Raw genomic sequence first — 12,106 nt, forward strand, 5'->3', positions numbered from 1 at the left:
CTTCATTTTGGAGATTACAAAAATTCCCAAGCGGTTCTAAAAACTTCCTTCTTTTCAGCAAATTGAATGAGTTTGGATAAGAACGGATCGCCGGAAAGTGTAGAACTGTCTCCTATACAAAGAAGAAGATCCCTCGCCCTCGTCATTCCCACGTTGATCCTTCTGGATTCTTTTAAAAATCCGGATTTTCCTTCTTCGTTGGAACGGACAAAGCCAAGAAGAATACAGCGATTCTCCCGTCCCTGGAAGGAATCGATCGTGGAAACTCGGATCTTTGGAAGGTTTGCCTCTTTCAACTTTTCGGATACCAATCTCACTTGAGCGCGATACGGAGAAAGAATCGTAATCTCTTCCTCAGGCCAACCGAGTTCGCTTAACAAAACGCAGATTCGAATCTGCAGATCGGCTTCGAACGGATTTGTCAGACTGTCGTCGACGGAAATTTCCTCGCTGTCCGTTCCGGCGGTATCGATCCATTGGAAAGAATGGAGAAACGGAAAGTCTTCCGGAAAATTAGAAGTCCTTTCCTCCAACGGGCGACCGGATTTCAAAAGGTTAGAATAAAACTCTTGGGAAGAAAACTCGGCAATTTCGTCCTTCATTCGGTACTGAGTGTCGAGAAGAAAAACGCGTTCAGAGTCCGCAAGTCTCTCAGCGGCCTTTTCAAACAAGGTCTCTTCCAGAGTATTCTTCTCCGAAAACAAAGTGGGCGGCAATTGTTTGTGGTCTCCCGCGAGAATCACTCGGTCCGATTTTAGAATGGGGATCCAAGAGGCAGGTTCTAACGCTTGCGAACACTCATCTAACACACAATAGTCGAAGAAACGTCCATCCAAAATTCCTTTCGCCGAAGCGACCGGAGTCGAAACGATCACAGGATGTGAGGAAACGAGACTGTCGATAAGACCGGATTCGATCGTTCGAATCGTTTTTTTGAGTTCCTTGACTTCCTGAAACAAAGACTTTCTTTCTTCTCTTTCCTTTTCTCCAAAGTTTCTTTTGTATTTTTTTGCTCGTTTGGAGATTTCTACAACTTCTCTTCTGTATTCGCTTAACAATTTACCGTCGGGATGATGAAACAATTTATAGTCCAATGTCGAATGAAGAGCCGTCTCCGAAACTCTGGCGGGATGCCCGAGTCGTAATACTGGAATTCCTTTTTCGGAAATGGATTCCACAAGAAGATCGCAGGCGGAATGTGTCGGCGCGGAGACGAGAATTTTTCTTTCTTCCGCAACGAGTTGACTTACGATTTCGGTTAACGTTGTAGTTTTCCCGGTTCCGGGAGGACCGTGGATGATCGTCACGTCTTCGGAAAGAACGGCGTGCAGCACGGCATTCTTCTGAGATTCGTTCAGACGAGAATTCATTCTTCCCTGAACTCGAGTTTTATCAGCCTCTCGTAGGGAGATCTTATCCGCTTTTCCATATCCGAGAAGAAGTTCACGATTCACATACAATCGACTTCCTTTCTTAGCGTCGGATACGACTTCCAAGGCACGAAACATTTCTTTGTACGAGGTTTCGTCCGGCAAAAGATCGAGATGGCACTTTCCTTCCTCGGCCCATTCCGGCACTTCGTCGATAGCGATTCGTATTCTTTCTTTATGAAGGGAAACAAGAATCGCGCGCACACGATCTTCTTCTTTTCCGATTTGAATCGGAGCACCCGATTGAAACTTAGAGGGATATTCTTCCTGATCCGGAAATCGAAAGGTAAGAATCCAACTTCCGTCTCGTCCGATAGATTGTTCTTCGTAGACAAGAGGGTATAACGTGATTCCGAGTTGAATCCGTTCCGGCAGAGAACGGGAGAGCCAGTCTTTGGAGAAAAGAGTTTCTTCCTCTTTTTTTTCCCGTTCCAGTTCTTTGCGAACGGTTTCCAATTCTTCCAAAGAATCGGAAAATTTTGGTTCCTTCAAAACCGATCCGGAGAAAGGACTACGATTCTGTAGACCTGAGATTTTTGATCGTCCCTGGTCGGAAGACTTTCCGCAAATCGGATCGCACTCGCCAGAGTCGTTCCCGTTGTTGTACCTGCGAAGATTCCTTCTTTTTGATAGAGATCGGATTGATAGAGAAGCGCTTGTTCCCGGTCGACGCCCACATACTCATCCACAATCTTCGGATCAAAGGATTCAGGAAGATGAATGGAAGCTTCCTTTTGAACCATCTTTCTTATGAATCTTGATTTCTGACTCACGCCCATGATTACTCGAATGGAAGACTTCTTGGATTTCAAAAAACGACCCGCTCCGGAAAGAGTTCCTCCGGAACCGCCACCAGCGACAAACGCGTCCACGTTGCCTGCGAGGTCTCTCCAAATTTCAGGGCCGGTAAAAAGATAATGTGCGTTTGTATTGGCCATGTCCGTGTATTCGTTTAAGATCACGGTGTTTTTTTCTTTCTCTTTGATCTCTCTCGCTTTTTTCAAAAGTGCCTCGTCCCAATTCCCCTTTGCTTCGGGAAGAATTTCGACGTGAGCTCCAAACGTCTGGAGATCCTTGATCTTTTGAGGATCCGTGTCTCCTGCGACCAAACAACGAAATTTATATTGGCGAATCGTACTGATCCAAGCCAGACTGAGCCCTGTGGAATTGTATCCGGGTTGAATGATCTGACCTCCCGGTTTCAATTCTCCCCTTCTTTCGGAGGAAAGAATCATGGAAAGAGCCGTTCGATCCTTCACCGAGCCGGTGGGATTACAGAACTCCGCTTTGAGATAGAATTCCACATTGGGAATATGAGAACCGATCTGATTCAAACGGATGAGAGGAGTGTTTCCGATCATCTGAAGGATCGTTTCTTTTACCGGCTTTGCAACGCTGAGTTCCCGTCCAAACGATTTCTGAATGTTATTCAGAGCGCCAAGGAAACTGTTTCCAAACTCGTCGATCGAACGGGAGATTTCATCAAACATATTATTTGTGCAGAATTATATAGCGTACAACCAAGGTTCAACTTCTTTCTGCTTTTTTTCAAACTCTCCGATTTTGGATTCGTGTTTGAGTGTAAGCCCGATATCATCGAGTCCGTTGTAAAGACAGTATTTGCGAAAAGAATCCACCTCGAAAGTGTACACTTTTCCGGTTGGTCCGGTAACGGTTTGTTTTTCCAGATCGATCGTAATCTTCGCGCCCGCCTGAGAAGAAACGGCCTGAAATAATTCTTCCACTTCTTCGGATTTTAAAACCACGGGAAGCATTCCGTTTTTGAAACAGTTATTGAAAAAGATATCCGCGTAAGAAGGAGCGATGATACAACGGAAACCGTAGTCTTCCAAGGCCCAAGGTGCGTGTTCTCTGGAAGAGCCGCAACCGAAGTTGTCTCTCGTTACTAAGATAATGGCGCCTTTGTAACGATCCTGGTTTAAGGAGAATTCAGGATTGGGCTTGGTTCCTGCGTCGTCTAAATATCTCCAATCGTGAAAAAGATGAACCCCGAATCCGGTTCGTTCTATCTTTCTCAAGAATTGTTTTGGAATGATCTGATCGGTATCCACGTTCGGCCGATCGAGTAAGGCCGCGATTCCGCTGAGTGTCGTAAATGCTTTCATAGTTCTAAATTCTTTCCCTTATTTCCAGTTTCGGATATCCACGAAATGACCTTCGATCGCCGCGGCCGCAGCCATTTCCGGACCAACGAGGTGCGTTCGACCGCCCTTCCCTTGGCGGCCTTCGAAGTTGCGATTGGAGGTGGAAGCACATCGGTCGCCCGGTTCGAGAACGTCGTCGTTCATCGCAAGACACATGGAACAACCCGGATTTCTCCATTCGAAACCCGCCGCAGTGAAGATTTTATCTAGACCTTCCTGTTCCGCCTGACGTTTCACTCTTCCCGATCCGGGAACGACGATCGCTTGCACTTTCGAGGAAACGGTTTTCCCTTTGATAGTTGCCGCCGCCGCTCTCAAATCTTCGATTCTGGAATTCGTGCAGGACCCGATGAATACTTTGTTGATCGTTACTTCTTCGATCTTTTGTCCCGGTTTGAGATCCATATATTTCAACGCGGATTCGATTCCGATTTTTTCAACGGGATCGGTCGCGTCCTTTGGATCGGGAATCACCCCTTTTACGGAAATCACTTGGCTCGGTGAAGTTCCCCAGGTGACCATAGGCGCGATTTCGTCCGCGTGTAAAATCACGGTCGTATCAAACTTCGCACCTTCGTCTGTGACGTAGTGTTTCCATTTTTTAACGGCGAGATCCCATTCCGCGCCTTTCGGAGCAAAGTCTTTTCCTTTGATATATTGGAAAGTGGTTTCGTCGGGTGCAATGAGTCCCGCTCTTGCTCCCGCTTCGATCGACATATTGCAAATCGTCATACGAGCTTCCATGCTGAGGGCTTGGATCGCGGAACCGCGGTATTCAATCACGTACCCGGTGGCCCCGGCCGTTCCGATCTTACCGATAATCGCAAGAATGATGTCCTTCGCGGTGACCTTATCGGAAAGTTTTCCGTCTACGCGAATTTCCATGGTCTTCGCTCTTTTCTGAACGAGGGTCTGCGTCGCGAGAACGTGTTCCACTTCGCTTGTTCCGATTCCAAATGCAAGAGCTCCGAAAGCGCCGTGAGTGGACGTATGAGAATCTCCGCAAACAATAGTCATCCCGGGATGGGTCAGACCCATTTCCGGAGCGATAACGTGAATGATTCCTTGGTCCGGATTTTGAAAGTCATAGAGACGGATCCCGTTTTCATCGCAGTTTTTTTTCAGAGTTTGCATTTGGATCGCGGAGATCGGATCGGAGAGACTCATGTCTCTGGTTCTTGTGGAAACGTTATGATCCATCGTTGCGAAAGTCGCTTCCGGACGGCGCACCTTTCTTCCCGCGATTTTGATTCCTTCAAAAGCCTGGGGGCTGGTGACTTCGTGGATGAGATGACGGTCAATATAAATGATATACGATCCTCCATCCAGTTCCCCGACTAGATGGTCTTCCCAGATTTTTTCGAACATTGTCTTCATTTTGGATTCTGTCTCCCCGAAAGAAATTCTTTCGGAATTTGTGGATTGGATGGATTTCTCGGAGGGAGAAAGAGCGCATCCGTCTGTATTTCCATCGTTGGGAAATCGGGTCTTTTCGTCTACCCGGATCTATTCTAAGCGATCTGGAATGAATTTGGAAGAATGAAAATTCTATCTCGCGCGAAAAACAAAGACCGTCTTTCCCAGACTGATCTCGTCGAAATCATAGAGAACCCGTGGTCTTAGAACCTTCTTCCCGTTGAGATAAGTGCCTGCGTCCGAAATGAGATCGTAGAGTACAAAACGATTTTTGATCTTCCGAATTCTCGCGTGGAGTTTACTCACATTCGGATCGGCGACCAAAACATCGGACAAATCTCCGGCGCCCAAGGTAGTTTCGGCTTTCCGAATCGGAACTTGTTTTCCAGGAGTTCGTCCTTCCTTCTGAATCAAGGTCGCGAGGTCATAGGCTTCCGCCGCTTCAAACTCGGATTCATCTACGGGAAGAGAACGAGCCACGTAAACTCCTTCCGGATTCGCGTACGGAGAAGTATGAAACTGATCCCCATACATTCTCTGGTAGACTTCTCTTTCTTCGCCCATCGCGTGAAATCTGCGTTCGGCTTCTCCGTTGGAAGGATTCGAGAATTCTTCGGGTTCTTTTTCTCTTTTGAACAAAAGTAGAAGCCCGATCAAAGTGAGGATCAGCAAGAATCCGATCGTAGGAAGAAAAACTCCCGGACTCAAAATAACGAATCGAAGTTGTTTCAACGCTCCGGGTTTGTATGTATAAGTAAACTTTCCACCTCGGCTCGATTCCCAATCACCTCGCAAAAAATCGCCTTCTCCTTTCCAAAAATCGTCTTGAAACGGAGAATCATACTGAATCACTGCCGGATGTTTGTGGAAGTATTCAAGGTCGGTCAAAAAGCGGGAAACGGATTCGGCCGCATCCATCTCATACAATTCTCCTCCGTAAATTCGAACGAGCTCTTGGTTTGCGAAATTGCGCTTTCCTAAAATCTGAATCGGAAGACCGGACGTGGACAAACCTTGTCTGAGTCCCGGAGGAAGTCTGTAGTCGATGTCCGAAACCAAAAGTGCAAGATAGGATTCTCTCGTTAAAATGGTATTCACTTTTTGGAATACAAGATCCAGGTTGACTCCGGTGTTCCGATTGCTGAGAGAACCGGGAACCCGTGCTTTTACAAGGGCGGCTTGCCGATCCAAATCTTTTTCTACAACGAGGAGATCGTCCGAAAAGAAGATAAAACTAAAATGATCTTCGTCACCGCTGGCCTGAACGATTTTTTGAAGCAGACGTGTATTGAAATTGTTTTCTTCCAAGCTCGTTCCGGACTGAACGAGGAAAACCGTATGAACGGATCTGGATCCTTCCTTGCGGGTGACTTTCGGCCTGAGAACCGTACGATTTTCCGAACCCCTGGATTCTCGGATGAGAAAACTTTCTCGCTCGATCGGAAATTGTTTTTTATCTCGGATCAAAAGTTGAATGGAAGGGTAAGAGGACGCGTCGATTTCCTCCATTATAAATGGTGATTTCTGGGCAAAAATCGGAAAGGTAAATAAAACCAGTGTTAGGAGGACTGCGTAACCCATCATTCGCTCGAGTAGTTTCTAAGATCAGCTTCCCTGTTCAAACAGTTTTTTTCCATATTCGGAACTCGGAATCAAATCTCCGGTTTTTCCGCGGGAAACGACCTCGGTCCATTCTCCTTGATACAAGATACTCATAATATCGGCTATCGCCTTGACGATTGGGATTTCGTGTGTGATAAAAATCAGAGAAAGTCCCCTTTCCTTTCGAAATTTCATCAGAAGTCTCAAAACTTCCGCTTCACTGATCGAGTCCAGTGCAGCGGTCGGTTCGTCAGCGACGATAATTTCCGCGCCGGAGTAAACAGCCAGAAGAATCAGGATTCGTTGTCTTTCACCTCCCGAAAGATTTCCGGGGAGTCCGTCGAAGGCTCGTATGGGATCGTGAATGTAAATCGATTCCAAAAGTGGAAGAATCTTTTCCTTGTTAGCGTATTCACGATTGGTAAGGGAGAATGCTTCGAGAATTTGAGAGCCAGTCTTTCGATACGGATGAAATCCCCAGACTGGATTTTGTGGAACAAGAGCGATCTTTTTACCGCGGAGGGGCAACCATTCTTTTTCCGTAAAGTAACGGGCGTCCATTCCCAAGAACTGAAAACGATCTGACCTCAAAAAAAGTTCCGAATCGCTCATTCCCAAAAGACAAGATGCAAACGTCGATTTCCCGCTCCCGGATTCTCCAACGATACAATGAACTTCACCGGCTCGCAAGGAAAAGTCAATTCCTTTGAGAATGTGATGACCGGGAGTGGAAACCTTCAGATTGGAAATTTCAATTAGGGTTGATTTCACAAATCAGGGTTATTCCAAGTTGAAGAGGTTGAATTCAACGATACTACAAAGAATATGTCCGATCAAAATATGCGATTCTTGAATTCGAGCGGTGACCTTGCTAGGAACGATCACGTCCAAGTCCGCGAGGTTTTTCATCTTACCGCCGTCTCCGCCTAACAGGGATATGGTTTTTACTCCGCGGGTTTTTGCTTTTTCCAATGCAAGAAGAACGTTTTTGGAATTTCCACTCGTGGAAAGTCCAATGAGCAAATCCCCTTTTCTACCGAAGGCTTCGATTTGTCTGGAGAATACTTCTTCATAGCCGTAGTCGTTCGAACACGCCGTCAAAACCGCAGAGTCCGCCGAAAGAGACAACGCAGGAAGCGCTTTTCTTTCGTTACCGGATTTGTAACGAACAACAAGTTCGGCGGCGATATGCGAAGCGTCACAAGAAGAACCTCCGTTCCCACAAAGAAAGACCGTATTCCCCGCCTGCAAAACTTTGGAAACCAGCTCGCCCGCTTTTGTGATATCCTCTAAAATCGAATCGATACATTTCTGTTTGGTGGAAATAGAATCCCGGATCTGACCGAGAGCGATTTCTTTGATATCCATCTTAGGTAGTACCTCTTTTTTTTCGTATCTGTTCCAACACTCGAAAGAATTCCGTTTTTGCTTTTTCAAAGTCCTGAAGCGAAAGATTTTCCGTATAAGGAGAATTCTCCTTTTGGTTTCCGCTCACGTTCAAAAAATACAATTCATCCGAAACGATCGATTTCATTCTTTTTGTGGAATTCGACTGAAAGAATTGTTCGAACTCAGCTCCCATATAAACGAGAAGGATCGCAAGAAGACTCGGTTTTAAACGGATGAGAATCTGCTGTTTCCAGATCGGTTCCCAGTTATAAAAATCCTTCCACGATTCTTGCGAAGAACCGGATTCTCCGTATAAAACTTTTAGATCCTCGGCGATTCCTTCGGGTTGAAATCGGGAAAAAACACTTTTGAGATCGGTATGTTCGTAGGAAAGAATTCGGTTGAGTTCCGCCTCCGGAACAAAAACAACCCCCGAAATTTTTTCACCTTGCAAACTCAAAAAATTTCCGGTGGAAACCACGATGGAATAATCTCTTCCGTTCTTTTCCTTTCCTTCAAGGCGAAACAATTTTGGACCATTCTTTAGAATTTTATAATATTTTGTTTCGTGGACTACGCCGGAGTTTTGTTTTCTAGTTACAAAAAAACGATCGGCCTTTTCCCTAAGTTCGGAAAGTTCCCGTTTGTATCCGTAACTTTCCCGAACAGGAGGAGTTTCTTCGGAGTGACCCTTTTTCTTTTTTTTTCTTCGAAAAAAGAAGAGGATTTTTTTGAAAAACGACTTAACTCCCATAACCCTCTTTTACGTTAGACGGTCTTTCTATGATCTTATTTTCGAGTTCATATTGTTTTGCGTCTTTGAGAAACGTCGAATAGGCCGAGGAAACCGCGATGACCCAACCCGGGAATCCGTCCAAAAATCCGAATTTAAAAAAATAGGTTTCGATAAACTTAGAAAATGGTTTGTAAATCGTACGGAGAACCGAAAAACGTGTTCCCTTTTTTTGTCTCGTCATCGCGACGATGGAAGAAAACTGATTGATCGTGTTCACCTGATGAGTGAGATCTCGAAAACTATAGTGAATGATATCCCCCGAAAGTTTTCCGCCCTTTCCTTGAATGCTGATATAATCGTGGGGATTTTCGCCGACCCAGACCGCCTTTCCTTTTTTAAAAATGCGATAACGAAACTGAGGATACCAACCGGAATGACGGATAAATCTTCCCAAGTGAAAGGTAAGACGGGAAACCTGGAAACCGTTCGTTTCATTTTCCGTTTTGGATCGTTTGAACTTTTGAAGAGAGTTTTGCAATTCGGGAGAAACTCTTTCATCCGCATCCAGAGAAAGAATCCAGTCGAATTTACAAAGCGAAATCGCGTCGTTTTTTTGTTCGATATGACCTTTGAATTTTTGTTTAAAAAATCGGACGTTCGGATACGACTTCGAAATTTTTTCCGTTCGGTCCGTGCTAATCGAATCGAGAACCACGATTTCATCGGCAATCTCAAGACAGGATTCGATACATTCACCGATATTTCTTTCTTCGTTGTAAGTGATAATGGCAACTGATAACTTTTTGCCCGCAGAGGAAGGAGCAGAGTCGGTTTTTTTTTCCGTTTTCTTTTTCTTGGCTGGAATTGTTTTTCCCATCGGTTCGATTGATTCCCGGAATCCGTTCTTTTTTCTAATGGTAGAATGAATTCTTTCTCTGTCATTGGTTTTTTAGGGGAATTTTTCAGAACTTCCGAGGAGCAAACATTGAAAGAAGGATTTGTAAAGAATGTGGAGAAGATGTCCCTCTATTCTCTGTGTTTGTTTTTGCTCAGCTTTCCGCAATCGGTCAGCGTTTCGCAGATTTTTGCAGGACTCGTCATCGCTACCACCTACCCCCTTTTGTATTTCAAAAAAGAATACCGGGAGAATTGGAAAAAAATCGGGAACTATTTTCTAATCTTTTTCGGGATCTATCTCTTATCGTTTTTTTCCTCACTGATCCAAGCCGAATCGTATCAGCCCTTTTTTAAAAAGTTCATCAAACAATCCGAGTTCGGGGACTTCTGGATGCTACTGGTTTTTCCGGCTTCTTTTTGGATCGCTTCGCAAGAAAAAAATCGAAACGTGCTTCGAAACTTTCTCTACACGTCGGTGGCGATCGTGGTGATACTCGGCATTGTCAGTCTTTTTTCGGAAGTAAGAATCGGGAAGTTTATCGCCAACGGATTTCGTTACGCGCCCGGAGATCGGCTCCAACATTTTTCGGGAAAACTCGGACCGATCAAACTCTATCTTCCGATCGGAATGATGAATACACACCTAACCTACGGCGGACTTTTGGGACTGATCCTGCCCGGTTTTCTTCTGGATTGGTTTCGAAACTGGAAGGAAAAAAAGAATCTTTGGTTCTACGCAAAGACGACCCTTCTTCTTTGCGGTTGGATCGTACTTTTTTTCAATCAAAGTCGTTCGATCTGGCTCGGAATTTTTGTCCTCCTCGTCATATCACTGTTAAACGGAACTTTTTCTCTCAGAAAAAATTTTCCCGTTTTTTCAAAGAAAACAAGATGGGTTTCCGCATTTTTACTTTTTTTCCTTTTGATCTCGACCGCTTATCTGTTTCGAAACAACTGGCTGATCCAAAGATCCATCTCTCAAATATTCGAAGTTCATAATACGGAAAATCAAAGATACTATATCTATAAGAATACGATTCCCCTTTTGCAAAAAAACGCTCTCATCGGAGTGGGAGGAGGAAACTATAAGGATTCCCACTGGAAAGAATCGACAAGGATGATCGAAGCTCAGGAACAACTCTGGTATGAACTCTATATCACACCCAGAGGACACGCCCACAACGACCTTCTTCATTTCGTAGCGGTGGGCGGAATTTTTGCGGGAATTCTATTTTTATGGTTTTGGTGGAAGTTGTTCGAAATTTTTTTTCGGATCGATTCGAACAGGACGGAAAGTATTTCGATTTTGACGATCGGGGTTTTGAGTCTCTATCCGGCCGGCTTTTTTCAGTGTTATCTTTTGGACGACGAAGTTGTACTTCCCTTCTTCGTTTTTTGCGGAATCTTTTTAGGAGGGTTTGCGGATTCTTCCCGACAAACGGAAGGCATTTCCGAAGAAGATCCAAAAAACACGGAACACTCGGAGGAAAAACCGGATTCTTTTCCAAAACTCGAGCAGCGCGGAATTCTAAAGAGGATCCAAGAAAGGGAACCGTTTCGATTCAAAATCTTGGGGGCTTTGGGAATTCCACTCTTCCTCTATTGGCTTTTTTGGATTCCTCGTCTCAGCCTAAAACCTCTGGAAGTTTATAACCGTAGAGTTCGGGCCGACGATTTGAATCTTGTAAAAACGGTTCAGAAGAATATTCTAAAATTTGAAACTTCTCATGTTGAATCCGAAAACTCGGCTTCAACACTAACCACTTCCGAAGCCTCTCTGTCTTTTCAGGTGGAAGGTTGTCTCACGCATCGATTTCCGAATCCGCCTATCCCAAGGACCGTCCCTTATAGTTTTACCGTCTTAATCGCAGAAAACGCGGTGAACGCGCCCAAAAAGGCGAAGATCACGATCGTTTCCAGGGATTCTTTCGACCAAGACCAACTCTACTGGGCGCAAGGGGAAACGGATCTGGGAGAGATCGAAGTCACTTTAAAACCGGGAAAGAACGAAATTCTGATTCCGAATTTTTTACTGAACACGTTTCCCAAAGAATTTCCGGAGGAAGTTTTTTTTCGAGATTTTAGGATTTCCTTTTTGGAATTTGAAAAAGAAGGAAGGGTGGATTTTCCAAAACTGTATTTTGGAAGGATCTGTGATACGGTTTTTCCGCAGACGAGGTAGAATGTCTACGGAAAAGAAACCATGGTACCTGGAGCGAGACTCGAACTCGCACGAGATTGCTCTCACAGGATTTTAAGTCCTGGGTGTCTACCATTCCACCATCCAGGCAGATACAAAGTGACAGGCGTCGCCCGGATTCGAACCGGGGATCAAGCTTTTGCAGAGCCATGCCTTACCACTTGGCCACGACGCCGTTAAAAGGTATGATTTTAAGGGAAAGTAGGATGTCAATAGAAAAGTCTTTGCAACCTGTCTTTGCTCTTCGTTTTACCAAGAGCCCCTCTCAAAA

The 12,106-nt window shown here is 45.0% G+C and carries 10 protein-coding genes and 2 tRNA genes; 1 reads left to right on the top strand and 11 read right to left on the bottom strand.

Features of this window, described 5'->3' with window-relative positions; all coding sequences use genetic code 11:
• Positions 1–14: 14 nt before the first annotated feature.
• The 9 genes from JWG45_RS16385 to JWG45_RS16425 all read right to left on the bottom strand — a co-directional run bounded on the left by JWG45_RS16385 (position 15) and on the right by JWG45_RS16425 (position 9,615).
• Positions 15–1,922, bottom strand: a complete 1,908-nt coding sequence (locus JWG45_RS16385; RefSeq protein WP_205280703.1) for an AAA domain-containing protein — start codon at positions 1,920–1,922, stop codon at positions 15–17.
• Positions 1,919–2,920 carry a PLP-dependent cysteine synthase family protein gene (locus JWG45_RS16390; RefSeq protein WP_205280704.1) on the bottom strand — a complete coding sequence of 334 codons (1,002 nt, stop codon included), beginning with the start codon at positions 2,918–2,920 and terminating at the stop codon, positions 1,919–1,921. The genes JWG45_RS16385 and JWG45_RS16390 overlap by 4 nt, the downstream gene beginning before the upstream one ends.
• A 15-nt stretch (positions 2,921–2,935) precedes the next feature.
• Complete coding sequence (gene leuD / locus JWG45_RS16395; protein ID WP_205280705.1) at positions 2,936–3,556, bottom strand: 3-isopropylmalate dehydratase small subunit; 621 nt, start codon at positions 3,554–3,556, stop codon at positions 2,936–2,938.
• Between the two features lie 18 nt (positions 3,557–3,574).
• On the bottom strand, positions 3,575–4,972 hold the full coding sequence (gene leuC, locus JWG45_RS16400) for a 3-isopropylmalate dehydratase large subunit (protein ID WP_205280706.1): 1,398 nt from the start codon (positions 4,970–4,972) through the stop codon (positions 3,575–3,577).
• A gap of 171 nt (positions 4,973–5,143) precedes the next feature.
• A complete protein-coding gene (locus JWG45_RS16405) occupies positions 5,144–6,595 on the bottom strand; it encodes an FHA domain-containing protein (RefSeq protein WP_205280707.1) in 1,452 nt (483 codons plus the stop codon).
• A 21-nt stretch (positions 6,596–6,616) separates the two neighbouring features.
• On the bottom strand, positions 6,617–7,384 hold the full coding sequence (locus JWG45_RS16410; protein ID WP_205280708.1) for an ATP-binding cassette domain-containing protein: 768 nt from the start codon (positions 7,382–7,384) through the stop codon (positions 6,617–6,619).
• Positions 7,385–7,393: 9 nt separating this feature from the next.
• Positions 7,394–7,981 carry a D-sedoheptulose 7-phosphate isomerase gene (gmhA, locus tag JWG45_RS16415; RefSeq protein ID WP_205280709.1) on the bottom strand — a complete coding sequence of 196 codons (588 nt, stop codon included), beginning with the start codon at positions 7,979–7,981 and terminating at the stop codon, positions 7,394–7,396.
• A 1-nt stretch (position 7,982) separates the two neighbouring features.
• Complete coding sequence (locus tag JWG45_RS16420; protein WP_205280710.1) at positions 7,983–8,756, bottom strand: LBBP_01157 family protein; 774 nt, start codon at positions 8,754–8,756, stop codon at positions 7,983–7,985.
• Entirely contained in the window at positions 8,746–9,615 is an 870-nt protein-coding gene (locus JWG45_RS16425; protein WP_205280711.1) for a glycosyltransferase family 2 protein, read from the bottom strand. The genes JWG45_RS16420 and JWG45_RS16425 overlap by 11 nt, the downstream gene beginning before the upstream one ends.
• 108 nt (positions 9,616–9,723) lie before the next feature.
• On the opposite strand from JWG45_RS16425, the gene JWG45_RS16430 reads away from it, so the two are divergent.
• The gene (locus tag JWG45_RS16430) at positions 9,724–11,817 is read left to right on the top strand and encodes an O-antigen ligase family protein (RefSeq protein ID WP_205280712.1); all 2,094 of its coding nucleotides are present in this window, start codon (positions 9,724–9,726) and stop codon (positions 11,815–11,817) included.
• 22 nt (positions 11,818–11,839) lie between these two features.
• Here the strand turns inward: JWG45_RS16430 and JWG45_RS16435 are convergent.
• A tRNA-Leu gene (locus tag JWG45_RS16435) sits at positions 11,840–11,925 on the bottom strand.
• 14 nt (positions 11,926–11,939) lie between these two features.
• Positions 11,940–12,010: transfer RNA gene (locus JWG45_RS16440), tRNA-Cys, on the bottom strand.
• Positions 12,011–12,106 lie beyond the last annotated feature (96 nt).

Source organism: Leptospira ainlahdjerensis (assembly GCF_016919175.1).
GTDB classification, from domain to species: domain Bacteria; phylum Spirochaetota; class Leptospiria; order Leptospirales; family Leptospiraceae; genus Leptospira; species Leptospira ainlahdjerensis.

What these genes read in the sequence shown, in the direction of transcription:
- leuD (WP_205280705.1), bottom strand. Translation starts at nt 3,556, where the DNA reads ATGAAAGCATTTACGACACTCAGCGGAATCGCGGCCTTACTCGATCGG.
- JWG45_RS16390 (WP_205280704.1), bottom strand. Translation starts at nt 2,920, where the DNA reads ATGTTTGATGAAATCTCCCGTTCGATCGACGAGTTTGGAAACAGTTTC.
- JWG45_RS16425 (WP_205280711.1), bottom strand. Translation starts at nt 9,615, where the DNA reads ATGGGAAAAACAATTCCAGCCAAGAAAAAGAAAACGGAAAAAAAAACC.
- JWG45_RS16405 (WP_205280707.1), bottom strand. Translation starts at nt 6,595, where the DNA reads ATGATGGGTTACGCAGTCCTCCTAACACTGGTTTTATTTACCTTTCCG.
- JWG45_RS16420 (WP_205280710.1), bottom strand. Translation starts at nt 8,756, where the DNA reads ATGGGAGTTAAGTCGTTTTTCAAAAAAATCCTCTTCTTTTTTCGAAGA.
- leuC (WP_205280706.1), bottom strand. Translation starts at nt 4,972, where the DNA reads ATGAAGACAATGTTCGAAAAAATCTGGGAAGACCATCTAGTCGGGGAA.
- gmhA (WP_205280709.1), bottom strand. Translation starts at nt 7,981, where the DNA reads ATGGATATCAAAGAAATCGCTCTCGGTCAGATCCGGGATTCTATTTCC.